Source organism: Pseudomonas sp. LBUM1653 (assembly GCF_059716115.1).
The window spans coordinates 6,966,831-6,991,331 of sequence record NZ_CP166803.1 but is presented as its reverse complement, the minus strand read 5'-3'; the positions used below and the strand labels follow the sequence as shown (position 1 = coordinate 6,991,331).

Sequence of the window (24,501 nt, the reverse complement as noted above, 5' to 3'; positions counted from 1 at the left end):
TCAAGCTCAAGGCCGCCACTTGGTATGTTCCTGTCGCCACTGGCTCAACTCGATCACCTCGGCACGCGGCTTGACCACGTCGACCACCGTGGGAGTGTCGTCGAATGGCATCGGATAAGGCGCCAGTTCGATCTGTGCGCTGTGTGGGCCGAATTGTGTGATGGTACCGTTGTGGCGGGTTTCGCCGGTCACGGTGAATTCGAAGTTATACACACGGGCCAATCGTCGCCGACCATTGGCATCCTTGATGAAAGCGATTTTTTTCAATGCTACGTTGCCATCCAGCAACTCGATCCCGAGCTTGGCGCAATGCTGCTTGACCCGCTCCAGTGCGTGTTCGCGCAAGCCGTGGTTGTGCCATAGCCAGGCACCCGCGGTGGCGAAAAGCATCAGCACTAGAATATTTTCAAGGGTCAGCATCAACAGGGCGCTCCAACAAGATAGTGTCAGCTTAACTGTGTCGCCGGTCTGTCGTACAGGCTGCGTTTAGTCGCATACTGCGCGGCTTGAATTTCAATCGTTTTACGGATAACTCACCGCATGAAACGTACGCCCCATCTGCTCGCTATCCAGTCCCACGTGGTGTTCGGTCACGCAGGCAACAGTGCCGCGGTTTTCCCGATGCAGCGGGTCGGGGTGAATGTCTGGCCGCTCAATACCGTGCAGTTCTCCAATCACACCCAATACGGCCAGTGGGCTGGGGACGTACTGGCACCGCATCAGATTCCCGATCTGGTCGAAGGTATCGCGGCCATTGGCGAGCTGGGCAATTGCGATGCGGTGCTGTCCGGTTACCTCGGCAGTGCAGCCCAGGGCAGGGCGATACTGACGGGTGTGGCGCAAATCAAATCGATCAATCCCAAGGCGCTGTACCTGTGTGACCCGGTGATGGGTCATCCGGAGAAGGGTTGCAGCGTGCCGGCGGAAGTCAGCGATTTCCTGCTGGAGGAGGCCGCCAGCGTGGCCGACTTCATGTGCCCCAATCAACTGGAACTCGACAGTTTCTCCGGGCGCAAGCCGCAGTCACTGTTCGATTGCCTGGCGATGGCGCGTGCGCTGCTGGCACGTGGGCCGAAGGCGGTGCTGGTCAAGCATCTGGATTACCCCGGCAAAAAATCGGATGTCTTTGAGATGTTACTGGTGACGGCCGAAGGCAGCTGGCAGTTGCAGCGTCCGCTGCTGGCGTTTCCGCGTCAGCCGGTGGGTGTTGGCGACCTGACGTCCGGGTTGTTTCTGGCTCGCGTTCTGCTGGGCGACAGCCTGGTGGCGGCTTTCGAATTCGCCGCGTCGGCGGTGCATGAGGTGTTGCTGGAAACCCAGGCCTGCGCCAGTTACGAGTTGGAACTGGTAAAGGCGCAGGACCGGATTGCCCATCCGCGGGTGCGGTTCGAGGCAACCCCGATCAGTTTGTAACCGGGTTGCGGCAAAAGGATCGCAGCCTGCCGAAGCCTGCGATCCCTTGCTTTAAGCGTCGCCCTTGATTTCCTGATAACGCTTTTCCAGCTCCTGGCGAATCTGACGACGTTGCTGGGCCTGGATATAACGGCGCTTGTCTTCACTGTTTTCAGGTTGCAGCGGCGGCACCGGGGCTGGCTTGCGCTGGTCATCCACGGCGACCATGGTGAAGAAGCAGCTGTTGGTATGGCGTACCGAGCGCTCACGGATATTCTCGGTCACCACCTTGATGCCCACCTCCATGGAAGTGTTGCCGGTGTAATTGACCGACGCAAGGAAGGTTACCAGTTCACCGACATGGATCGGCTCTCGGAAAATCACCTGGTCCACCGACAGGGTCACCACGTAGCGGCCGGCATAGCGGCTGGCGCAGGCGTAGGCCACTTCGTCGAGGTACTTGAGCAGGGTGCCGCCATGAACATTGCCAGAGAAATTGGCCATGTCGGGGGTCATCAATACTGTCATCGACAGTTGGGCGTTTCCGGGTTCCATAGCGTTCTCACGGGTCAAGGCAAGGTTTGAGGGACGCACCTCTGCGGGCGCTTCAGCGGTTTTTTTCAAACCAACAGATATCGGGACGCCGCGCGGGCAGCCGCCGTCACGCCCAATCGATCTGTTTCCATATATTGCACCGCCTTTGCGCCGGAAGTCGCGGTGTTACCCTGCAAAAGCCCTGGTCCAGGGAAAAGTCCTACACGCAAAGCAGATTTTTAGACTGCTCGATCGGGCGCTTCCCGCGTCCGGTGATTAAGCCATTGCACCCAAGGAGCCCCACGCCATGCACGCCATCAGTTTTATTCAGGACCTGGCAGTGATCATGTTGGTCGCAGGCGTGGTGACCGTACTTTTCCATCGGTTCAAGCAACCGGTGGTGCTGGGCTACATTGTGGCCGGCTTCATTATTGGCCCGCACACTCCGCCGTTCGGCCTGATCCACGATGAAGAAACCATCAAGACCCTGGCAGAGCTGGGGGTGATTTTCCTGATGTTCTGCCTGGGCCTGGAGTTCAGCCTGCGCAAGCTGTTCAAGGTCGGTGCCACGGCGTTTATCGCGGCGTTCCTGGAAATCGTCCTGATGATCTGGATCGGCTACGAAATCGGCCGCTGGTTCGATTGGAACACCATGGACTCGCTATTCCTCGGGGCGATCCTGGCCATTTCCTCGACCACGATCATCGTCAAGGCGCTCAATGACCTGAAGATGAAAAACCAGCGCTTTGCGCAGTTGATATTCGGCGTACTGATCGTCGAAGACATCCTGGGTATCGGCATCATAGCCTTGCTGTCGAGTATCGCGGTCAGCGGCACGGTCAGTTCGGGTGAGGTGTTCTCCACCGTCGGCAAGCTTTCGCTGTTCATGATCGTCGCGCTGGTCATTGGCATCTTGCTGGTGCCGCGGTTGCTGGCCTACGTGGCTAAATTCGAAAGCAACGAAATGCTGCTGATCACCGTGTTGGGCCTGTGCTTTGGCTTCTGCCTGCTGGTGGTCAAACTTGAATACAGCATGGTGCTCGGTGCGTTCCTGATTGGCGCGATCATGGCGGAGTCGCGGCAGTTGCTGAAAATCGAGCGGCTGATCGAACCGGTTCGCGACCTGTTCAGTGCGATTTTCTTCGTCGCCATTGGCCTGATGCTCGATCCGATGATTCTGCTGCAATACGCCTGGCCAATTGCGGTGATCACCGTGGCGGTGGTGCTCGGCAAGATCCTGTCCTGCGGCCTTGGCGCCTTTATCGCAGGCAACGACGGACGTACTTCACTGCGCGTCGGGATGGGGCTGTCGCAGATTGGCGAATTCTCTTTCATCATTGCCTCGCTGGGCATGACCCTTCAGGTCACGAGTAACTTCCTTTACCCGGTGGCCGTGGCGGTTTCGGTGCTTACTACGTTGATGACGCCCTATCTGATCCGGGCAGCAGACCCGCTATCGATCAAACTGGCTGCCGTAATGCCGCAGCGACTGGGTCGAGTGTTGGGGATGTATGGCGAATGGCTGCGTAGCATCCAGCCGCAAGGCGAGGGCGCATTGCTGGCATCGATGATTCGACGGATCTTGCTGCAGGTGGGGGTCAATCTGGCGTTGGTGATCGCGATCTTCTTTTCCGGGGCTTACTTCGCCGAAGGAATGTCCACTTATCTGCAAGGCTGGGTCAGCGACTCGAGCTGGCAGAAAGCGTTGATCTGGGGTGGGGCGCTGCTGCTGTCATTGCCATTCCTGATTGCCGCGTATCGCAAGCTCAAGGCATTGTCGATGTTGCTGGCGGAAATGGGCGTCAAACCGGAGATGGCGGGCCGTCACACGCAGCGAGTGCGCCGGGTGATCTCCGAAGTGATCCCGATCCTCTCGCTGCTGGTGATTTTCCTGCTGTTGGCAGCCTTGTCGGCCAGTATTCTGCCGACCAACAAGTTGCTGGTGCTGATCGCCGTGGTCGCGGCCGCCGTAGCGGCGCTGCTCTGGCGCTGGTTCATCCGTGTGCACACACGGATGCAGGTGGCCTTGCTCGATACCCTGGAAAACCACAAGGATTCGCCGGGGCATTAAGCATGTGGGGCGTCGGCAGGCTCAGCTTTCCAGCCAGACGTCCCGCGCCCAGTGCCATACCGATTCCCAGGTTTCTTCGGCGATCAACTCTTCTTCGGCTTGCCAAAGCACCACGGTGCCGTCTTCTTCGACGCAGTAGTAGTCGTCGCCGTCCTGGCAGATCGGGATCAGGCTGCGATCGACGCCTGCATCCCAGGCGTTGGCGGCAACATCCGGCAGGTAGGTGTGGGATTGCGGGTCAGTGACGGTGACCGGCTCCAGGCTGCCATAGACCACGTCGCTGACGGTCAGCAGGAATTCTCTGAAGACGAACGGAATGTCGATGAACAGTTGTTCTTCGATTTCGACCAGCAGATCTTCGTCGGGCAACTCCAAGGGGACCGGTACCGGCTCGTTGGCTTCACGCAGTTGTTCGATGATTTCTTCCACGTCCGGGATCCTCTTGCTTGTATGGCGCGGTTTATATGGGGCGGTTTATACAGTAGCTCGCTATAGATGCAACCGCGAAATAGAAAACCCCAGCCGAGGCTGGGGTTTTTATTACATCAAGTGAAGCGCGGAGGGGAATCAGCCGTTCTGGCGGATACCGGCCACCAGCCAAGGCTGGTTTTCGCCCTGTGCACGTTCCATGTTCCAGCTTTCGCTGAACACTTCGCCCTGGTCGAAACGCGAGGTTTTCGACACGCCACTGAAAGTCAGGGTGGCGATGGTCTTGTCGGCGCGATCATCCACACCGTCCAGTTGCACAACGAGGTTATCGATGTAGGTGGCCTGGAAGCCGTCGCCCAGATCGGCACGTTCGCGCTTGAGGAACTCCAGCATCTGCGGGGTAACAAACTCGGAGATCTTGTCCATTTCGTTGGCGTCCCAATGCTGCTGCAGGGACTGGAAGTGATTGCGCGCAGCTTCGATGAAGCTATTTTCGTTGAACCAGGCCGGAGCATTGATTACCGGACGAGCGGTAACAGGTGCAGCCGAACCGCCGAAGATCGAACCGCCAGCAGGCTTGGGTTCGAAGGCTTCACGTTGCATCGGCGCGTGGCCGGCCGGAGCATACTGCGCTTGCTGCTTGCGACGACGAGCGGCGATGAAGCGGAAGACCAGGAACGCGATGACCGCCATGATCAGGATGTCGAAGATCTGCATGCCCTGGAAACCGTCGCCCATGAACATGGACGCCAGCAGGCCACCGGCGGCGATGCCGGCCAGAGGGCCGAGCCAGCGCGAAGCGCCACCGGCCTTGGCTGCGGCGCCAGCGGCACCGGCTGCACCAGCGGTCGCCGCAGCGCCGCCCATGCCTGGAGAAGAAGGAGCCATCTGGCTGGTCTGGTGTGTCGGCGCAGCGCCTGCGCTTTTGCCACCACCAAAGCGCTTGGCGGCATTGGCGTCGAGGCTCATCGTCAGGCCGATGCACAACGCCATGGCGATGCTAAGAAAACGTTTCATAAAGGGAATTCCCATTTGTGGAAGGCACGCGCGCCATGTTGCACAGCTGAAGTGTTACTGGCTAGCGGCAGAGTGTTTCGGGCTTTTGCCTGACAGGTTGCATTCAGCTTCAATCAGCGCAATAGGGCCTGTTACCTTTGGTCTGTAGGATAAGGGGATAAGTTCTGTAGGAAAGATATCTGAGCCCATGACTTTATCCTTTAAGTCTGATCAGACTGTGGGGGAGCCAGCCTGCTCCGGGCGGCGTTTCGACGAAAAACGATGATGCGGTGTTTCAGAAACACCGCGTCGTTCCCAATCGCGAGCAAGCTCGCTCCCACAGAAAAGCACCATTGAAACTTTAGATCGCTTCCAGCTTCGCGTACCCCAGCATCAGCCACTTGCTGCCTTCGCTGAAGTTAACCTGCACCCGAGCCGCCGCCCCGGCGCCTTCGAAGTTGAGGATCACGCCGTCACCGAAGATCGAGTGGCGCACAGTCTGGCCCAGGCTGAAGCCGGTCTGCGGAATCTCGCTACCGCTGAACAGGTTGCTGCCACTCATCGACTGGTTGCCGCCGAACGGACGGCTGACGCTGTTGGAAAGCCGCACTTCCTGAATCAGGCCCTTGGGCACTTCACGTACGAAGCGCGATACCTTGTTGTAGGTCTCGCTGCCGTACAGGCGTCGGGTTTCAGCGTAGGTCATCACCAGGTTCTGCATGGCCCGAGTGATGCCGACATAGGCCAGGCGTCGCTCTTCCTCAAGACGGCCGGGTTCTTCCAGGCTCATCTTGTGCGGGAACAGGCCTTCTTCCATGCCCACCAGGAACACATAGGGGAATTCCAGGCCCTTGGCGCTGTGCAGGGTCATCAATTGAATGCTGTCTTCGTGTTCGTCGGCCTGGGTATCGCCGGCTTCCAGCGATGCGTGACCGAGGAAAGCCGCCAGTGGCGTCAGGTCCTCGTCCTCTTCGCTGTTTTCGAAGTTGCGTGCCGCGCTGACCAGTTCCTCAAGGTTTTCTACCCGGGCCTGGCCCTTCTCGCCTTTTTCCGCTTCGTGGTAGGCGATCAGCCCCGACTGCTCGATGACGGTCTGGGTCATCAGGTGCAACGGCATTTCCATGCACTTGGCGGCGAGGTTCTCGATCAACTCGACAAACGCGCCCAGCGCGCTGGCTGCGCGGCCGGTAACGCCTTTATTGGCCACCAGTTGACGCATCGCTTCCCACATCGACACATCGCTGTGGCGGGCATGGTCGCGGATCGCTTCGACGGTTTTCTCGCCAATGCCCCGGGCTGGCACGTTGATCACCCGTTCCAGCGCGGCATCGTTGCCACGGCCTTCAAGCAATCGCAGGTAGGCCATGGCGTTCTTGATTTCTGCGCGTTCGAAGAAGCGCTGGCCGCCATAGATACGGTACGGAATGCGCTCGCGCAGCAAGGCTTCTTCCAACACGCGCGATTGGGCGTTGGAGCGGTACAGAATCGCGATATCGCTGCGAGCCAAGCCGGTTTTCAGCGCACTTTCGATGGTTTCGACAACGTAGCGCGCTTCATCGTGTTCATTGAACGCGGCGTACAGGTTGATCGCTTCGCCGTCGCCGCCATCGGTCCACAACTCCTTGCCCAAACGCCCGGTGTTGTTGGCGATCAAGGCGTTGGCGGCCTTGAGGATGCCAGCGGTGGAGCGGTAGTTCTGCTCCAGGCGAATGGTTTCGGCGTCCGGGAAGTCTTCGGAATACTGGTAGATGTTCTCGATTTTCGCGCCACGCCAGCCATAGATCGACTGGTCGTCGTCGCCGACCACCATCAGGCTGTCGCCACCTTTGGCCAGCAGGCGCAACCAGGCGTACTGCACGGCGTTGGTGTCCTGGAACTCGTCCACCAGAATGTGCCGGAAGCGCTTCTGATAGTGCGCCAGCAGGCCAGGGTGATCGCGCCACAGGTCGAGCGCGCGCAGCAGCAATTCGGAGAAGTCGATCACGCCGGCGCGCAGGCAGGCGGCCTCGTAGGCTTCATAGATGCCACGCATGGTTGCCAGGAACAGATCGCCGCTGGCTTGAATGTGTTGCGGGCGCAGGCCTTCGTCTTTCTGCCCGTTGATGAACCATTGAGCCTGACGGGCGGGCCAGCGTTGTTCGTCCAGGCCGAGCTCGCGGATCACCCGCTTAACCAGGCGTTGCTGGTCGTCGCTGTCGAGAATCTGGAAGGTCTGGCTTAAGCCCGCTTCCTGCCAGTGTGCCCGCAACAAGCGGTGCGCCAGGCCGTGGAAGGTGCCGACCCACATGCCGGCCGGGTTGATACCCATCAGCTGCTCGATGCGATGGCGCATCTCGGCAGCAGCCTTGTTGGTAAACGTCACCGACAGGATGGAGTGGGGCGAGGCGTTTTCGACCTGGATCAACCAGGCGATACGGTGCACCAGCACTCGGGTTTTACCGGAACCAGCACCGGCCAGGACCAACTGACGACCCACGGAGGCAGCTACGGCCTGGCGTTGGGCATCGTTGAGGGAGTTCAGCAGAAGGGAGAGATCATCGCGCATCGGGGCATTCTAGGGGGCTGCGTCACCCCGGGCAAACCCCGCTTTGTTTTAGCCGATGAAAGTTACGCACGGGACGACCGGTCAGTCATCGGCTGCAATCGTTTGCCGGGCCCGTCTGACGGCATTCTGCCATGCCTGGCGGCTGATACTTTGGTCTGTTTTTTGATCGGGAGCAGTTTGGTCCGGGCATTGGCTTGTGTATGCTCCGTCGACGTTTCGGGCTCATGCTCATCATTATAAGAACAAGAACATTGCCTATGACCCTCAGCTTCGACCTGTCGGGCCCTACTGTGGAGCCCCGGGTTATCCGGAAACAATACGCCATGGAAATGGCGGTCGAACGCACGCGTCTGTTGTATCAGGGCTCCTTGCTGCCCACGCTGTTCATGTTGATCAATGGCCTGGTGTGCGCGGGTTTGCTCTGGAGTCCGCAGCGTTACTTCCTGGTCAGCGTCTGGCTGGTGTGGTTGCTGTCGCTGGTCGCATTGCGGGTGATCCAGGTGGCGGCCTTCGATTCGGCGATTCCCAACCGCCAGGCGCATCCGATCTGGCGGCGCATGTTTTTACTGGGCTCAGGCCTCACTGGCCTGACCCTGGCCGGTGCCGGTATTGCGCTGGTTCCCGCCGATAACTTCATTCAACAAGCGTGGGTCTTCGGCCTGATCGGTGCCGCGGCGCTGTCGGCCAGCGTGGCCTACGCGGTGAGTTTGCCGGCGTTCCTGTCTTTCACCTTGCCCTGCCTGTTGCCGGCCATAGCCTTTATGTTTTGGGGTGGGGACGAGCAGCAACACGGTTGGGGCTGGTTCGGCCTGATTTTGCTGGGTGCGTTGAGTGTGGTCGCCTGGCAAGTGAATCGGCTGATCGATCGCGGCCTGTTACGACGCTTTCAGAATCAGGCGCTGATCGAGCACCTGCAGCAAGCGCAGAACTGCAGCGACCAACTCAATCAGAAGCTGGCCAGGGAAATCGATCAACGTCGGCGTGCCGAAGACGAATTGCGCGAAATCCAGGTCGAGCTGGAAAGCCGTGTCGCCCAGCGCAGTCTGGAGCTGGATGCGGCCAATCAGGCGCTGAGCAAGAGCGAGGCGCGCCTGGCGCTGGCATTGAAGGCCAGCGAACTGGGGCTGTGGGACTGGAACCTGCAAACCGACGAAGTCCATCACACGCAGATCCAGGAATTGTTCGGCCTTGAGCCGGAACAGGTGACGGCAATACTGCGCCACCTCAAGCCCCGCCTGCACCCTGACGATCTTCCTGCACTGAAAAGGGCGTTGGTCGAGCATTTGAAGGGCCGCACCGAGGATTACCAGATCGAGTACCGCGTGCGGCATGGCGATGGCCACTGGGTGTGGATCGAGGACCGGGGTCGGGCGGTCGAACGCGCCGACAACGGCCGGGTGATTCGCATGGTGGGCACGCGGCGCGATATCAGTGTCAGCAAGGCCCAGGAGGAGCAACTGCAGCTGGCGGCGACGGTGTTCGAGGCCGCCAGCGAAGGTATTGTGATTTTCGATCCGAGTTATGCCCTGATCGCAGTCAATCAAGCCTTCAGCCGAGTCACCGGCTATGAAATCGAGGAAATTCTCGGGCGCAACGTGGTCGAGTTACCCTGCAGTCGCGATGCGCGCCGGCATTTCGGTGCGATCCATCAAACGTTGGAGCAGCACGGCCGTTGGCAGGGTGAGCTGGTGGAAACCCGCAAGAACGGCGAGATGTATCCACAATGGCTGCAATTGACCGCAGTGCGCGATACCCGGGGAAATGTCAGCCATATTGTGGGCTTCTTCGCGGATCTATCGGCACGGCGAGAATCTGAAGAGCGCATGCGCTACCTGACCCATTACGACGAACTCACGGGCCTGGCCAATCGCTCGATGTTCCGCGAACGGCTCAGCGAGGCGCACCAGCGGGTGCGTCAGGGCGGTTATCGCAGCCTGGCGTTGTTGCACATCAATCTGGATCGCTTCAAGCAGCTCAACGACAGCCTGGGTCACGAAGTGGCCGATCAGCTGTTGCAGAAAATGGCTCGGCGCCTGGTCAACGCCTTACCTGAGGCAGACACCATTGCACGCTTGTCCGGTGATGAATTCGCCGTGCTGTTCAATGCCTACGGCAACCTCTCCAGTCTGGCGCGGGTGGCGACGCGCTTGTCGGCCAAATTGCGTTTGCCGGTGACCGTCGAGGGTCATGAGCTGGTGGTCAGCGCATCCATGGGCATCAGCCTGTTGCCGGACAACGCCCGGGAAATATCGGCATTGGTCAGTCAGTCGAACATGGCCATGCAACACGCCAAGCATTTGGGCGGTAACAATTTCCAGTTCTACACCGATAGCCTGCAAACCAGCACCCTTGAACGCTTGCAGCTGGAAAATCATCTGCGTAAAGCGGTCGAAGAAAAGCAGCTGAAGGTGTTTTACCAACCGAAACTGTGCCTCGCCACGGGCAAGCTCAATGCCGCCGAGGCCTTGGTGCGCTGGGACCACCCGACCATGGGGCGTGTGCCGCCGGGGGATTTCATCGGTCTGGCGGAGGAGACCGGGTTGATCGGCCCGATCGGTGAGTTCGTCTTGCGCCAGGCCTGCTGGCAAGCCTGCGAGTGGCAGCGCCAGGGACTCGAGGCGATACGGGTGTCGGTCAATCTGTCGGTGCATCAATTGCGCCAAGGCAAGCTGGTCAGCCTGGTCCGTCAGGTCCTGGAAGAAACCGGACTGTCGCCGCATTACCTGGAGCTGGAACTGACCGAAAGCCAGTTGCTCGACAGCGTCGAGCACATTATCGCGACGTTCCAGCAACTGCGTGATTTGGGGGTGAAGCTGGCGATCGACGATTTCGGCACCGGGTATTCGTCCCTGAGCTACCTCAAGCGCATCCCGGTGGATTACGTGAAGATCGATCAGGCATTTATCCGGGGCCTGGGAGAGGGCACAGAAGACGCGGCGATCACCCGGGCGATCATTGCCATGGCGCACGGCTTGAAATTGAAAGTGGTGGCTGAAGGCGTGGAGCGGCTGGAGCAGCTTGAGTTTTTGCAAGCCGAACGCTGTGATGAAGTTCAGGGTTACCTGATCAGCCGGCCGGTTGAGGCCGAGGCTCTGGCGGGTTTGCTACAAGCGCAAGGCGTAACGTGAACGACGAAGTTTCCCGCCTGGCACCTAACGTGTCTGGCGGGAAGTTTTAAAGCGCGGGAAATAGGCTGCGCTTAATGGCTAATCATTACTTTATCGATATGGTGCAGCAGTTTTCCTTGGTGGAAAATACTGACGCCGGTGACATTTGAGTTGCCCATTACTTTGTATTCGACAAACTTGTCTGTTTCTACTTGCAGCGAAATGTCGTTGGACTTTTCAAGTTGCAATTCCAGGCGCAGATCAAAGGATTTGTCTTGCAGTGCACTCATGACCAGCTTCGGCGTAATGCCCGTATGGGCAACCGTTACGGTGCCAAAGGTGCGGAAAGAAGCTGCGCCAGGCATCCGGTTGATTTGTGCGGTCCAGTCTTTGGTTTTAATGCTCATTGCATGTAACTCCTGTAATAAAGTTAAGTTGCGTCCTGCCCGAGCAAGGTAACTAACTGGACTTTATTGTGGGAGTTATACTTGCACTGTCTTTGTAAGGGTTTATGTTTCAAGGCGCGGCTCAAGTTCTCGAAGAGCCGAGGAGAAACTTGAGCGCGCCAATTGCGTAGGTTAGATGTATCAAGCCAGCTCGCCACACAGATCCAGTTCAACAAGCCGCCGAACCTCAGCGGGTTCGAGCCCTGCACCCAGCAAGCCATGCAGTTTGCCGAACGCCGCTTCACGGGTCATGCCACCACCTGAAAGCACACCGGCAACCCGCAAACGACTACCGGCCTCATAGACATCCAGTTGTACGCCACCTTCATGGCATTGCGTGACGGCCACGACCACCACACCGTTGTCCCGCGCCCGTTCCAGGCTGGCGAGAAACCCCGGATTGTCGCTCGGCCCGGTACCGCTGCCGTAGCACTCCAGTACCAGGCCCTGAATGCCGCTGTCGATCAGGCCATCCAGAATTTCGGCGCCGATGCCGGGAAACAACGGCAGCACCGCGACGTTCGCCAGTTGCCGGGGTTGGTTGTAATGCAGTTGCGCTGGGATCGAAGGCGCTTTCATGCCGCCGCCCTGACGTTCCAGTCGCTTGAACGGATGCCGGCCGAAACTGCGCACTTTGGCGCAACGGGTCGGGTCCAGTAGTTCGCCGTGAAAATACAAGTGAACACCCGGCGCCAGGCCTTGGCCCAATGCAACCAGCGCACCACTGAGGTTTTCCCAGGCATCGCTGTCGGTCACGCCAGCCGGCAGCATTGAACCGGTGAAGCACACACGGGCGTGCAGGCCGAGCAATTGGAAACTCATGGCGGCGGCGCTGTAGGCGAGGGTGTCGGTGCCGTGCAGGATCAGCACGCTGTCGCAACCTTGCACGTCCACGGCGTCGACCACCGCTTCACGCAATTGCTGCCAATACGCCGGGGACATGTTGGCGCTGTCGATCAGTGGCGACATCTCGCGGAAGCGCCATTGCGGTACCACGAGATCAGGCTGGCTGTTCAGGTGCTCGCGCATCCGCGCTTCGAAACCGGACGCGGGGGCCAGGCCGTGGGCGCTGGTTTGCATGCCGATGGTGCCGCCGGTGTAGAGCACCATGACGTGCTGGGCGGCAGGGTAGGTCGAGGAATTCATGGGGGTGCTCCGAGAACGATGATGTCTTGTGGGGGCGAGTCGAATCGTCGCTCCCACAAGGGATTTCGCACTTTAACCGATCAGCGTTGCGCTGCGGTCACGCCTTGCGGCTCGCTCTGAGCCTGAGCAAGGACTGGCGGATTGGCCGGCCAGGCTTGGCGATCCAGATCCAGGTCCGGGAACTTGCTCGAGTCGAACACCGGCGTCTTGATCCCGGCTGCGCGCTGGTCATCGTAGTCACGCAGGATGCGCATGCCGACCTTGAACAGCAGGAACAGCGCGATCAGGTTGACGAATGCCAGCATCGTCATGGTGATGTCGGCAAAGGCAAATACGGTCCCGAGGTTTTCGATGGCGCCCCAGAAAATCAGCACCAGAACAAGCGCACGGTAGCCCATCAGCGCCTTGCGGTTCTCACCGATCAGGTAGCGCAGGTTGCTCTCGCCCAGATAGTAGTTGTAGAGGATCGAGGTGAACACGAACAACGCCAGCGCCACGGAGATGAACATCCGGCCCCAGTCACCGACCACGGCAGCCAGGGAGTTCTGGGTCAGGGCAATGCCGTCGCCTTCGAAACCCGGGGTATAGAAGCCCGAGAGCAGGATCAGCAAGGCCGTGCAGGTGCAGATCACGAAAGTGTCGAGGAACACACTGAACGCTTGAACCACGCCTTGTGCGACAGGGTGCTCGACCGAGGCCACCGCGGCCACGTTCGGCGCGCTGCCCAGGCCTGCTTCGTTAGCGAACACGCCACGTTTCACGCCCATGATAATCGCGCTGCCGATAAGGCCACCGAAAGCCTGATCGAGACCGAACGCGCTTTTGACAATAGTTATCAACATGCCCGGTACCTGATCGAACTGCAGCACGATCACGTAGATGGTCACGCCGATGTACACCAGGGTTTTCACCGGCACCAGCAGGTCAGCGACCTTGGCGATGCGCTTGATCCCGCCGATGAACACCATGCCCAGCAGCACGGCCAGGCCAAGGCCGGTCCAGGTGGTGTCGAGGCCGAAAGCGTTGTTCAGCGAGTGGGTCACAGCATGGGATTGCAGGCCGTTGAAGGCGAAACCGAAGGTGATCAGCAGCAGGAACGCCATGATCATCCCCAGCCAGCGTTTTTGCAGGCCGTGCTGGATGTAATAGGAAGGACCGCCACGGAATTGGCCTTCAGAGTCGCAGCGCTTGTAGAGCTGGCCGAGGGAGCATTCGAAGAAGCTGCTCGACATGCCGACCAGTGCGGTCACCCACATCCAGAACACGGCACCGGGGCCGCCAAGAGTCACGGCAATACCGACGCCGGCGATGTTGCCTGCGCCGACACGGCCGGCAAGGCTGAGCATCAGGGCCTGGAACGAACTGAGTTGACCGGCACTGCTTTTGAGGCTGTCACGGAATACCGCGAACATGTGGAAGAAGTGGCGCAATTGTACGAAACGCGAGCGGATCGTGAAGTAGCTACCGAGCCCGACAATGAGCACGATCAGTACTTTCCCTGAGAGGAAGTCGTTAATGACTTCGAGCATGAATTATTCCTCGCTGTTTTTTGTGTGGGCAACAATGCTGGCCGGACAGACACATCGAGTTACACCCGTTTGCGCACGGCACAACAGGCGGGTCGATGTTCGTCCCGGTTTCATATCGCGGGTTTGTTATTAGTTCGGGTTTCGCATGGGTTGTGGCCTCGCTACCGACGACCGCTCACGCGAAGAGGGGCGGCACTATACCGATGACAGTACCGTCCGTCTGCACGATTGTGGTGCATGCGGTGAATCGAGGATGCTGCAAGATCAAAAGATCGCAGCCTGCGATCTTTTCGCTTGTAAAAAAAAGGGCCTGGAGAGTGATCTCCAAGCCCTCAAAAGGTGAGAGGTGTCTAGTCCCTCGACCTGGTGAGCGGTGCTACAGGTAACGCGTCGGCTCAGGCTTTAAGCGGAACCAGACGCGGAGCAATCATGTTTTCCGGGCGCAGGATGTCGGCGAGCATTTCTTCGTCGAGCAAGCCTTCTTCGCGCACCAGTTCCAGCACGCCTCGGCCGCTTTCGAGGGCGATGCGGGCGATGCGGGTGGCGTTTTCGTAGCCGATGTACGGGTTCAGCGCGGTGACCAGGCCGATCGAATGCTCGACCAGTTCACGGCAGCGTTCTTCGTTGGCGGTGATGCCGGTGATGCAATGCTCGCGCAGCATGTCCATGGCGCGTTGCAGCAGGCGGATCGAGTCGAAGATCTTGAAGGCGATCAGCGGCTCCATCACGTTCAGTTGCAGCTGGCCGCCTTCGGCCGCGATGGTCAAGGCCAGGTCGTTGCCGATGATCTGGAACGCGACCTGGTTAACGGCTTCCGGGATTACCGGGTTGACCTTGCCTGGCATGATCGAGCTGCCTGGCTGACGCGCCGGCAGGTTGATTTCGTTGATGCCGGTGCGTGGGCCGCTGGACAGCAGGCGCAGGTCGTTGCAGATCTTCGACAGCTTGACCGCGGTGCGCTTGAGCATGCCGGAGAACAGCACGAAGGCGCCCATGTCGGAGGTGGCTTCGATCAGGTCGGCCGCCGGTACCAGCGGGTGACCGCTGATAGTGGCCAGGCGCTGAACGGCCAGGTGCTGGTAACGCGGGTCGGCGTTGATGCCGGTGCCGATCGCGGTACCGCCCAGGTTCACTTCGGTCAGCAGCTCAGGTGCCAACGTTTTCAAGCGCGCCAGGTCTTCGCCCAAGGTAGTGGCGAAGGCGCGGAATTCCTGGCCGAGGGTCATCGGAACGGCGTCTTGCAGCTGGGTACGGCCCATCTTCAAAACGTGGTTGAACTCTTCACCTTTGGCGGCGAACGACTGGATCAGGCTGTCGAGGCTGGCCAGCAGCGCATCGTGACCCAACAGCAGACCCAGGCGAATCGCCGTCGGGTAGGCGTCGTTGGTCGACTGCGCCATGTTCACGTCGTTGTTCGGGTGCAGGTACTGGTATTCGCCCTTCTGGTGACCCATGGCCTCCAGCGCGATGTTGGCGATGACTTCGTTGGCATTCATGTTGGTCGAAGTGCCAGCGCCGCCTTGAATCATGTCCACCACGAATTCTTCGTGGAAATCGCCGCGGATCAGACGGGCACAGGCTTCGCTGATGGCAGCGTGCTTGGCTTCACTGAGGTGACCCAGCTCGCGGTTGGCGTCAGCGGCAGCTTGTTTGACCATGGCCAGGCCGACAACGAGCTTCGGGTAATGCGAAATCGGAACGCCGGAGAGACGGAAGTTGTTCACCGCTCGCAGGGTCTGGATGCCGTAATACGCTTGAGCCGGTACTTCGAGTACGCCAAGCAGGTCTTTTTCTGTGCGGAATGATGCAGCGGAGGACATGATAGAAATCATCTCGATATGGACCCGGGCTGTGCCGGAACACTGCAAATGCTAGGCTTGTGGAGAATTTTCGGCCAATGCTGTTAAACACTGGCCTATGCACATTCGGCATAATGCCCATGTGACGCCGTGTTGATGGCGAGCGTGCGACCTAATTTGGTGCGTGTCCGGGAGGACGTGATGAACCTGGAAAGTAAATGGCTGGAGGACTTCAGCGCCCTGGCCGCCACCCGCAGCTTCTCCCAGGCAGCGGAACGCCGCTTTGTGACTCAACCGGCCTTTAGCCGCCGAATCCGCAGCCTCGAAGCCGCGCTGGGATTGACCCTGGTAAACCGCTCGCGCACGCCGGTCGAGCTGACGGCGGCGGGCCAGCTGTTTCTGGTCACCGCGCGCACCGTGGTCGAACAGCTCGGTGAAGTGCTGCGACACCTGCATCATCTGGAAGGCGGGCAGGGCGAAGTGATGCAAGTTGCGGCGGCGCACTCACTGGCGCTGGGATTTTTTCCGCGCTGGATCGCGCAACTGCGCAATGAAGGCTTGAACATCGCTACACGGTTGGTGGCGACCAACGTTGGCGACGCCGTGCATGCATTGCGCGAGGGCGGTTGTGACTTGATGCTGGCGTTCTATGACCCGGATGCGGCCATGCAGATGGACCCGGAAATCTTTCCTTCCTTGCACCTCGGGCATACCGAAATGCTCCCGGTGTGTGCGGCAGATGAGCAGGGCAACCCCCTGTTCGATCTGGAAGGCGAGGCCAGCGTGCCGTTGCTGGCGTACAGCGCGGGTGCGTTTCTCGGGCGCTCGGTCAATGGATTGTTGCGCCAGCGCGCGCTGCGCTTTACCACTGTGTATGAAACCGCCATGGCCGACAGCCTCAAAAGCATGGCGCTGGAAGGGCTGGGGATTGCCTGGGTGCCGCAACTGAGCGTGCGCGCCGAATTGGCGCGCGGTGAGTTGGTGGTCTGTGGCGGTCCGCAATGGCATGTGCCGTTGGAGATTCGTCTGTACCGATGCGCGTTGGTGCGCAAAGCTAACGTGCGATTGCTGTGGCGCAAACTTGAAGGTGGCGCTGCCCAAACGCCCACGGGACTGTAGGAGCCGGCTTGCTGGCGATCCAGGCGACGCGGTCTGCCTGAAACACCGCGTCGCCGGGATCGCCAGCAAGCCGGCTCCTACAGGGAATGGGGGGTGGATTTGATTGACCTTGCGGTCAATAAAACCGGCACTTTGCGCCGCATGACAGATGGTCGTTTCGGGGGCTGTTTATCTGCTTCATTGAGGTATACTGCGCGGCCTTCGGCCGGTTCGCCTGGCCATAATTCGTACAATCAAGCCACGCACAATGCGTGGCTTGTTGTTTTTTGATGCGCCTGCGGGCGCCCAGAGAGAAGAGGCACGACGATGAGTGCATTGGTTGGCGTGATCATGGGCTCCAAGTCCGATTGGTCCACCCTTAGCCACACCGCCGATATGCTGGAAAAGCTCGGCATCCCTTACGAGGTGAAAGTGGTCTCTGCCCACCGCACCCCGGACCTGCTGTTCCAGTACGCTGAAGAAGCCGAGGCGCGTGGCATCGAGGTGATCATTGCCGGTGCCGGTGGCGCAGCCCACTTGCCTGGCATGTGTGCGGCCAAGACCCATCTGCCGGTGCTGGGCGTGCCGGTGCAGTCGGCGATGCTCTCGGGCGTCGATTCGCTGCTCTCGATCGTACAGATGCCAGCAGGCATTCCGGTCGCCACCCTGGCCATCGGCAAGGCCGGTGCGATCAACGCAGCCCTGCTGTCGGCGAGTATCCTGGGCGCCAAGCACCCGCAGTTCCACACGGTGCTGAAAACCTTCCGTGCTGAGCAGACAGACAGCGTCCTGGAAAATCCAGACCCACGCATCGCCTGAGGTTGTTGACGATGAAGATCGGTGTAATCGGTGGCGGCCAGTTGGGTCGCATGTTGGCGCTGGCGGGCACTCCGCTGGGCATGAACTTCGCTTTCCTCGACCCGGCGCCGGACGCTTGCGCCGCCGCGTTGGGCGAACACCTGCGGGCCGATTACGGCGATCAGGATCACCTGCGTCAGCTGGCCGATGAAGTCGATCTGGTGACCTTCGAGTTCGAGAGCGTCCCGGCGGAAACCGTGGCGTTCCTGTCGCAGTTCGTGCCGGTTTACCCGAGCGCCGAAGCCTTGCGCATTGCTCGCGATCGCTGGTTCGAAAAGAGCATGTTCAAGGACCTGGGGATTCCAACCCCGGCGTTCGCCGACATTCAGTCGCAAGCCGATCTGGACGCCGCCGTGGCTTCCATCGGTCTGCCCGCCGTGCTGAAAACCCGCACCCTGGGTTACGACGGCAAGGGCCAGAAAGTCCTGCGCACACCTGAAGACGTCGTTGGCACTTTCGCCGAGCTGGGCAGTGTGGCTTGCCTGCTGGAAGGCTTCGTACCCTTCACCGGCGAAGTCTCGCTGATCGCCGTACGTGCTCGCGATGGCGAAACAAAGTTCTATCCGCTGGTACACAACACCCACGACAGCGGCATCCTCAAGCTGTCCGTGGCCAGCACCGATCATCCGTTGCAAGCCTTGGCCGAGGATTACTCCAGCCGGGTGCTCAAGCAGCTGAATTATGTTGGTGTAATGGCGTTCGAGTTCTTTGAAGTCGACGGCGGCCTGAAGGCCAACGAAATTGCCCCGCGCGTGCACAATTCCGGTCATTGGACCACCGAAGGCGCCGAGTGCAGCCAGTTCGAAAACCACCTGCGGGCGGTCGCCGGTCTGCCGCTGGGTTCGACCGCCAAGGTCGGCGAAAGCGCGATGCTGAACTTCATCGGTAAAGTGCCGGAGACCGACAAAGTCCTGGCCATCGCCGATTGCCATTTGCACCACTATGGCAAGGCGTTCAAGGTCGGTCGCAAGGTCGGTCACGCCAACCTGCGCTGTGCAGACCGCGAGACACTGGCCGCGCAGATCCTCAAGGTCGAAGCGCTCATCGCCGAATAGTTTCATCTGGCAGCGGCGGAACCATTCAGGGACCGCGGTTCTCTCATGGCAGGATGCGAAAGTCTGACTAGGCTTTCGCATAACTGTCCATTCAGAGGGAAATGCCATGGGAATTATCGGAACCATCTTTATCGGCTTGATCGTCGGCCTGCTGGCGCGGTTCCTTAAACCGGGCGATGACAGCATGGGCTGGATCATGACCATCCTGCTCGGTATCGCCGGTTCGCTGGCGGCCACTTATGGCGGCCAGGCCCTGGGCTTCTATCAGGCGGGTGAGGGCGCAGGCTTCATCGGGGCACTGGTGGGCGCCGTCATCTTGCTGGTGATCTACGGCTTGATCAGAAAGAACTGATTCAAGCGACAAAGTCCTCTCGGCTGCGCGCCCCGGGAGGACTAGAATGCCCGGCGATTTCCTTATCCTTACCGAGCATTTTCATGCGCCGTCTTCTGCTGACTCTTGTTTTACTGAGTACGGGCCTTGCCCATGCCGGCGAGCTGCCGGAAACCGACTGGCTCGAACTGATGCCCAAGTCGGACCAAAAAGCCCTCGAGGCCATGCCCGAAATCGACCACGACTCCCCGGAAGCCAATGGCACCTTCACTGAGAAAGGTGGCATGAAGCAGAGCAAGGGTTTGCCTGCGGTGATGTATTCGACCAAGACCGTAGCGTCGATGAACGACAAGGACATCCGTCTAGGTGGTTATCCGGTACCGCTGGAGTCCGACGCCAAGGGTCGCAGCACGCTGTTTTTCCTGGTGCCATACCCGGGCGCCTGCATCCACGTACCGCCGCCGCCACCCAATCAACTGGTGCTGGTGCGTTATCCCAAGGGCTTGAAGCTGGATGACATCTACACGCCGCTGTGGGTGACCGGCACGCTGAAGGTCGAGAAGGTCAGCAATGACCTGGCAGATGCAGCGTATGCGCTGGATGCGGCGAAGGTGAGGGTGGTGCAGGAGTCGGATTTGTAAAAGCACAGAACTGTGGGAGCGAGCCTGCTCGCGAAGGCGGCATAACAGTCAACATGGATGTTGGATGTTGTGGCCTCTTCGCGAGCAAGCTCGCTTCCACATTGGTTCTTGGTGTTGCTTAGAGCGTTTTGCTGGCGATGCTCACGCCCAGGGTATGGCTTGCACCCGACGCCAACGTCACCACATCACCCATCACATTCGCCGTCTCGATGCACAGCATGCGCTGCCAGCCATCGTCGGCCATGTCGCTGAACGCCGCGGCGCGCTCGGTCCACGGGTTCCAGATCACGGCCGAACGTGAACCGGTACTGGTCAGCTCGATGCGCCGTTCCCAGGCCGGGTCGACAATGCTCAGCCGGCTCGGCGTATCGAGGTAGATGCGATCGGTTTCGCCGGTAAAGCGCAAGTCACCGGACTGGGTCACGGTTTTCCAGTCGTCCAGCGTCTCGATATAGCTCAGGCCGTCCAGCCCTTCGACATGCACATTACGCGCATCGCTGACCGCGAAATAGCTGTGCAGCGCCTGGCTGATCGTGACGGTGTCGGTGCCCTGGTTGTGACTGGTCAGGCTGATATGCAGCTGCTCGTCCAGGCGAATGCTCAACTTCAGGTCGACCTTGTGCGGCCAGCCTGGCAAGCCGCCTTCGGGGCTGGGCAGAAGGAACTCGATCTTCAGGCTTTCGCCCTCGGCCTCGATGCCGCCCAATTCCCAGTCGATCGCCCGCACCAACCCATGAGCGGCGGCGGGTTCGTTGCTGATGCGCATCGCCTGAACGCTCTGCGGGTTACGCGCCAGGTTGCCGAACCACGGCCAGCACACCGGCACACCGGCGCGGATGCTTTTGCCCGCCTTGAAGACGGCCTCGTCGTTGAGCCAGATCAGCGGTGGCTGGCCAGCCAATTGATAGCTGAGGATGTGCGCACCTTGCTGGGCCACCAGCAATTCGGCCTGACCGTGGCGGATGCGCCAGCAGTTCAGTTCATCCAGTTTGACGGCTTCAACGTTGGGCGTGCTCATGGGACAGCTCTCGATCAGTAACGGTGACTGCAATGGACCGCAAAACGCTTATCGGGTTTAACGCCGCCCGGTTTTAACGTGCTCTGGGCGGAACCGAACGAGTACGGCCGCTGCCATCGATGGCGACGAACACAAACACCGCTTCAGTGACTTTGCGCCATTCGCTGGACAGGGGATCGTCGCTCCAGACCTCGACCATCATCTGGATCGAGCTGCGGCCGATTTCCAGTGCCTGGGTATAGAAGGAGAGCTGAGCGCCCACTGCGACCGGAACCAGGAATGCAATGCGGTCGATCGCGACAGTGGCCACGCGACCGCCAGCCACCTTGCTGGCCATCGCAGTACCGGCCAAGTCCATCTGCGCCACCAGCCAGCCGCCGAAAATATCGCCAAAGCCGTTGGTTTCGCGAGGAAGCGCAGTGATTTGCAGGGCCAGGTCGCCTTGTGGGATCGGATCTTCTTGTTCGAGCTCTATCATGCCGGGGGTGCCTCTGACCCGTGACTCTTCGTTTGTGTAGCGGGTAAATAGCCGTCTTGGAAAAACGATCCATCCCCGAACATACTGCGTTCGTCACGTTTTTCGTCAGGCGCCTAAAGGGAAACTCTGCGAAATCGCCTGTGGACCTGAGGCGTTTTCGCACAGCAACCCTTGCAAGCTATCGCACAGTTGCGAGTATATCGGTCGGTAGACTCCGATACGACCGTCCGGTTCTCATTTTGACCATCAAATACGCGCCTCTATGTGCTTTTTCGAACAATTTGCTATCGTGCCGGTCCTGCCCGAGCCCTTGCCAGCGTTGTTGGGGCGGCAGACCTGACTATAAGAGAAGCCCTTGCCATGACCACAGCGCCCTCGAGTATCGCGCAGCCTTCCCAATCCGCACGTCCGTTGACCCGCAACGATTACAAGACGCTATCGCTGTCGGCCCTGGGCGGCGCGCTGGAGTTCTACGATTTCATCATCTTCGTGTTCTTCGCGACCGTGGTGGGCAAGCTGTTCTTCCCGGCGGACATGCCCGAGTGGCTGCGCCTGATGCAGACCTTTGGCATTTTCGCCGCCGGCTACCTGGCGCGGCCACTGGGCGGCATCGTGATGGCGCACTTCGGCGACCTGCTGGGGCGCAAGAAAATGTTCACCCTGAGCATCTTCATGATGGCGGTGCCGACCCTGATCATGGGCCTGTTGCCGACCTATGCGCAGATCGGCATGTGGGCGCCGATCCTGTTGCTGCTGATGCGGGTGATCCAGGGCGCGGCGATTGGTGGTGAGGTGCCGGGTGCCTGGGTCTTCGTTTCTGAACACGTACCGCAGCGGTATGTCGGCTATGCCTGCGGCACCCTGACCAGCGGTCTGACGGCGGGGATCTTGCTGGGTTCTCTGGTCGCCACGGCGATCAACAGCCTTTACACGCCGGTGGAAGTGGCGGATTACGCTTGGCGGATCCCGTTCCTGTTGGGCGGCGTGTTTGGTCTGTTCTCGGTGTACCTGCGTCGCTGGCTGCACGAAACCCCGGTGTTCGCCGAACTGCAACAGCGCAAGGCCCTGGCCGAAGAAGTGCCGTTGCGTGCGGTGCTGCGTGACCATCGTGGCGCGATTGCCATTTCGATGCTGCTGACCTGGCTGTTGTCCGCCGCCATCGTGGTGTTGATCCTGATGACCCCGACCGTGCTGCAGACGGTCTACCACTTCGCGCCAACCACCGCGCTGCAGTCCAACAGTGTGGCAATCGTGTTCCTGAGCATTGGCTGCATCATTGCCGGTGCCTTGGCGGATCGCTTTGGCGCGGGGCGCGTGTTCGTTGTCGGTTGCACGGCGTTGCTGGCCAGCTCCTGGACCTTCTATCACAGCCTGGCCGACCATCCCGACTGGTTGTTCCCGCTGTACGCCCTGACCGGTCTGCTGGTGGGCACCATCGGTGCGGTACCGTACGTGATGGTCAAGGCGTTCCCGCCGGTGGTGCGTTTCAGCGGCCTGTCGTTCTCGTACAACGTGGCCTACGCGATTTTCGGTGGCCTGACGCCGATGATTGTCAGCCTGCTGCTCAAGGAAAGTCCGCTGGGGCCGGCCTATTATGTGGCGGTGCTGTGTGTGGTGGGCATTCTGGTGGGGGCGTATCTCTGGAAGAAGGGTCGCTAAGTCACCGCCGATCGCTCCCACGCAGAGCGTGGGAACGATCTGTCGCCAAATACTGGCCTTTCATCTAATTGTCATATTTCAGCCATAGAGTGTTCACACGGCCTGCTGATACTTGGCCCCGAATAACACACCTATCTGCTAGGAGTAAGGCATGAAACTGAAGCGTTTGATGGCGGCAATGACTTTTGTCGCTGCTGGCGTTGCGACTGCCAACGCGGTTGCCGCTGTTGACCCTGCTATCCCGAGCTACACCAAGATCACTGGTGTGTCGGGCAACCTGTCCAGCGTCGGCTCCGATACCCTGGCCAACCTCATGACCCTGTGGGCTGAGAACTACAAAAAAGAATACCCGAACGTCAACATCCAGATTCAGGCTGCCGGTTCTTCTACCGCGCCACCTGCGCTCACTGAAGGCACCGCTAACCTGGGCCCGATGAGCCGCAAGATGAAGGACACCGAGCTGCAAGCCTTCGAAACCAAATATGGCTACAAGCCAACCGCTATCCCGGTTGCCGTGGACGCCCTGGCTGTCTTCGTACACAAAGACAACCCGATTCAGCACCTGACCATGGAACAAGTCGACGCGATCTTCTCGTCCACTCGTCTGTGCGGCGCTAAAACCGACGTGAAAACCTGGGGCGACCTGGGTGTGACCGGCGACCTGGCCAACAAGCCGGTACAACTGTTCGGTCGTAACTCGGTATCCGGCACCTACGGCTACTTCAAGGAAGAAGCCCTGTGCAAAGGCGACTACAAGCCAAACGTCAACGAACAACCAGGTTCGGCTTCGGTCGTGCAGTCGATCAGCTCCTCGCTGAACGGCGTCGGTTATTCGGGCATCGGCTACAAGACCGCTAGCGTGAAGACTGTGGCACTGGCCAAGAAAGGCAGCAGTGAATTCATCGAAGACACCGAAGAAAACGCCCTGAACGGCAAGTACCCGCTGTCGCGCTTCCTGTACGTATACGTCAACAAAGCCCCGAACAAGCCTCTGGCCCCGCTGGAAGCCGAGTTCGTGAAGCTGATTCTGTCCAAACAGGGTCAGGAAGTCGTGGTGAAAGACGGCTACATCCCGTTGCCAGCCAAGGTTGCTGCAAAAGCACTGGCTGACCTGGGTCTGCAAGAAGGCGGTACCGAAGTCGTAAAAAAGTAAAACCCTAGGTCCGGGGCACGCCCCGGACCTTTGTGGGAGCGTGGCTTGTGTGGTGAGGGGATTTATCCCCGTTCGGCTGCGAAGCAGTCGCAAAGCCGGTGAATGCGATGTATCTGAGAAGTCGTGATCACAGGTTTTAGGGCTGCTTCGCAGCCCAACGGGGATAAATCCCCTCGCCACAGAATCGCGTTCCCACACCCCCCAAATTCTCGATCC

At 59.7% G+C, this 24,501-nt stretch carries 21 protein-coding genes; 10 read left to right on the top strand and 11 right to left on the bottom strand.

Annotation, left to right across the window (positions count from 1 at the left end; translation table 11 throughout):
• Positions 1-6: 6 nt before the first annotated feature.
• The gene (locus tag ACA054_RS31720; protein WP_497687617.1) at positions 7-420 is read right to left on the bottom strand and encodes a DUF3301 domain-containing protein; all 414 of its coding nucleotides are present in this window, start codon (positions 418-420) and stop codon (positions 7-9) included.
• A gap of 120 nt (positions 421-540) precedes the next feature.
• On the opposite strand from ACA054_RS31720, the gene pdxY reads away from it, so the two are divergent.
• Complete coding sequence (gene pdxY, locus ACA054_RS31715) at positions 541-1,413, top strand: pyridoxal kinase PdxY (protein ID WP_497687616.1); 873 nt, start codon at positions 541-543, stop codon at positions 1,411-1,413.
• A 51-nt stretch (positions 1,414-1,464) separates the two neighbouring features.
• Here the strand turns inward: pdxY and ACA054_RS31710 are convergent, their stop codons facing one another.
• A complete protein-coding gene (locus ACA054_RS31710; RefSeq protein ID WP_095194575.1) occupies positions 1,465-1,947 on the bottom strand; it encodes an acyl-CoA thioesterase in 483 nt (160 codons plus the stop codon).
• Between the two features lie 286 nt (positions 1,948-2,233).
• Between ACA054_RS31710 and ACA054_RS31705 the strand changes: the two genes are divergently transcribed.
• Positions 2,234-3,997: a cation:proton antiporter gene (locus ACA054_RS31705; RefSeq protein ID WP_497687615.1), complete on the top strand. Its 1,764-nt coding sequence runs from the start codon at positions 2,234-2,236 to the stop codon at positions 3,995-3,997.
• Between the two features lie 21 nt (positions 3,998-4,018).
• Here ACA054_RS31705 and ACA054_RS31700 read toward each other — a convergent pair whose 3' ends face one another.
• The 3 genes from ACA054_RS31700 to uvrD all read right to left on the bottom strand — a co-directional run bounded on the left by ACA054_RS31700 (position 4,019) and on the right by uvrD (position 7,967).
• Positions 4,019-4,426 (bottom strand): SMI1/KNR4 family protein, encoded by a 408-nt coding sequence (locus tag ACA054_RS31700; protein ID WP_003187120.1) that lies wholly within the window; start codon positions 4,424-4,426, stop codon positions 4,019-4,021.
• 138 nt (positions 4,427-4,564) lie between these two features.
• A complete protein-coding gene (locus tag ACA054_RS31695) occupies positions 4,565-5,443 on the bottom strand; it encodes a Tim44 domain-containing protein (RefSeq protein ID WP_497687614.1) in 879 nt (292 codons plus the stop codon).
• A 340-nt stretch (positions 5,444-5,783) separates the two neighbouring features.
• Positions 5,784-7,967, bottom strand: a complete 2,184-nt coding sequence (gene uvrD / locus ACA054_RS31690) for a DNA helicase II (RefSeq protein ID WP_497687613.1) — start codon at positions 7,965-7,967, stop codon at positions 5,784-5,786.
• 257 nt (positions 7,968-8,224) lie between these two features.
• Between uvrD and ACA054_RS31685 the strand changes: the two genes are divergently transcribed.
• Positions 8,225-11,095 (top strand): EAL domain-containing protein, encoded by a 2,871-nt coding sequence (locus tag ACA054_RS31685; RefSeq protein WP_497687612.1) that lies wholly within the window; start codon positions 8,225-8,227, stop codon positions 11,093-11,095.
• Positions 11,096-11,166: 71 nt separating this feature from the next.
• Here ACA054_RS31685 and ACA054_RS31680 read toward each other — a convergent pair whose 3' ends face one another.
• The 4 genes from ACA054_RS31680 to aspA form a co-directional block, all read right to left on the bottom strand.
• Complete coding sequence (locus tag ACA054_RS31680) at positions 11,167-11,481, bottom strand: hypothetical protein (protein WP_497687611.1); 315 nt, start codon at positions 11,479-11,481, stop codon at positions 11,167-11,169.
• 180 nt (positions 11,482-11,661) lie between these two features.
• Positions 11,662-12,666 carry an asparaginase gene (locus ACA054_RS31675; protein ID WP_497687610.1) on the bottom strand — a complete coding sequence of 335 codons (1,005 nt, stop codon included), beginning with the start codon at positions 12,664-12,666 and terminating at the stop codon, positions 11,662-11,664.
• A gap of 80 nt (positions 12,667-12,746) precedes the next feature.
• Positions 12,747-14,195 carry an alanine/glycine:cation symporter family protein gene (locus ACA054_RS31670; protein ID WP_497687609.1) on the bottom strand — a complete coding sequence of 483 codons (1,449 nt, stop codon included), beginning with the start codon at positions 14,193-14,195 and terminating at the stop codon, positions 12,747-12,749.
• A gap of 395 nt (positions 14,196-14,590) precedes the next feature.
• Positions 14,591-16,015 carry an aspartate ammonia-lyase gene (gene aspA, locus ACA054_RS31665; protein WP_497687608.1) on the bottom strand — a complete coding sequence of 475 codons (1,425 nt, stop codon included), beginning with the start codon at positions 16,013-16,015 and terminating at the stop codon, positions 14,591-14,593.
• 180 nt (positions 16,016-16,195) lie between these two features.
• Here aspA and ACA054_RS31660 point away from each other — a divergent pair, with 180 nt between their 5' ends.
• The 5 genes from ACA054_RS31660 (at position 16,196) to ACA054_RS31640 (ending at position 19,977) form a co-directional block, all read left to right on the top strand.
• Complete coding sequence (locus tag ACA054_RS31660) at positions 16,196-17,113, top strand: LysR substrate-binding domain-containing protein (RefSeq protein ID WP_497687607.1); 918 nt, start codon at positions 16,196-16,198, stop codon at positions 17,111-17,113.
• Positions 17,114-17,419: 306 nt separating this feature from the next.
• Positions 17,420-17,911 carry a 5-(carboxyamino)imidazole ribonucleotide mutase gene (gene purE / locus ACA054_RS31655; protein ID WP_103395969.1) on the top strand — a complete coding sequence of 164 codons (492 nt, stop codon included), beginning with the start codon at positions 17,420-17,422 and terminating at the stop codon, positions 17,909-17,911.
• An 11-nt stretch (positions 17,912-17,922) separates the two neighbouring features.
• Positions 17,923-19,005: a 5-(carboxyamino)imidazole ribonucleotide synthase gene (locus tag ACA054_RS31650; protein WP_497687606.1), complete on the top strand. Its 1,083-nt coding sequence runs from the start codon at positions 17,923-17,925 to the stop codon at positions 19,003-19,005.
• A 106-nt stretch (positions 19,006-19,111) separates the two neighbouring features.
• Entirely contained in the window at positions 19,112-19,357 is a 246-nt protein-coding gene (locus ACA054_RS31645) for a GlsB/YeaQ/YmgE family stress response membrane protein (RefSeq protein ID WP_497687605.1), read from the top strand.
• A gap of 83 nt (positions 19,358-19,440) precedes the next feature.
• Positions 19,441-19,977 carry a DUF3299 domain-containing protein gene (locus tag ACA054_RS31640; RefSeq protein WP_497687604.1) on the top strand — a complete coding sequence of 179 codons (537 nt, stop codon included), beginning with the start codon at positions 19,441-19,443 and terminating at the stop codon, positions 19,975-19,977.
• 118 nt (positions 19,978-20,095) lie between these two features.
• Here ACA054_RS31640 and ACA054_RS31635 read toward each other — a convergent pair whose 3' ends face one another.
• Both ACA054_RS31635 and ACA054_RS31630 read right to left on the bottom strand, forming a co-directional pair.
• On the bottom strand, positions 20,096-20,995 hold the full coding sequence (locus tag ACA054_RS31635) for a D-hexose-6-phosphate mutarotase (RefSeq protein ID WP_497687603.1): 900 nt from the start codon (positions 20,993-20,995) through the stop codon (positions 20,096-20,098).
• A gap of 73 nt (positions 20,996-21,068) precedes the next feature.
• The gene (locus tag ACA054_RS31630) at positions 21,069-21,473 is read right to left on the bottom strand and encodes an acyl-CoA thioesterase (RefSeq protein WP_497687602.1); all 405 of its coding nucleotides are present in this window, start codon (positions 21,471-21,473) and stop codon (positions 21,069-21,071) included.
• A 360-nt stretch (positions 21,474-21,833) separates the two neighbouring features.
• On the opposite strand from ACA054_RS31630, the gene ACA054_RS31625 reads away from it, so the two are divergent.
• On the top strand, positions 21,834-23,132 hold the full coding sequence (locus ACA054_RS31625; protein WP_497687601.1) for an MFS transporter: 1,299 nt from the start codon (positions 21,834-21,836) through the stop codon (positions 23,130-23,132).
• A 151-nt stretch (positions 23,133-23,283) separates the two neighbouring features.
• Positions 23,284-24,285, top strand: coding sequence for a phosphate ABC transporter substrate-binding protein PstS family protein (locus ACA054_RS31620; protein WP_497637233.1), 1,002 nt, complete (start codon positions 23,284-23,286; stop codon positions 24,283-24,285).
• The last annotated feature ends 216 nt before the right edge of the window (positions 24,286-24,501 follow it).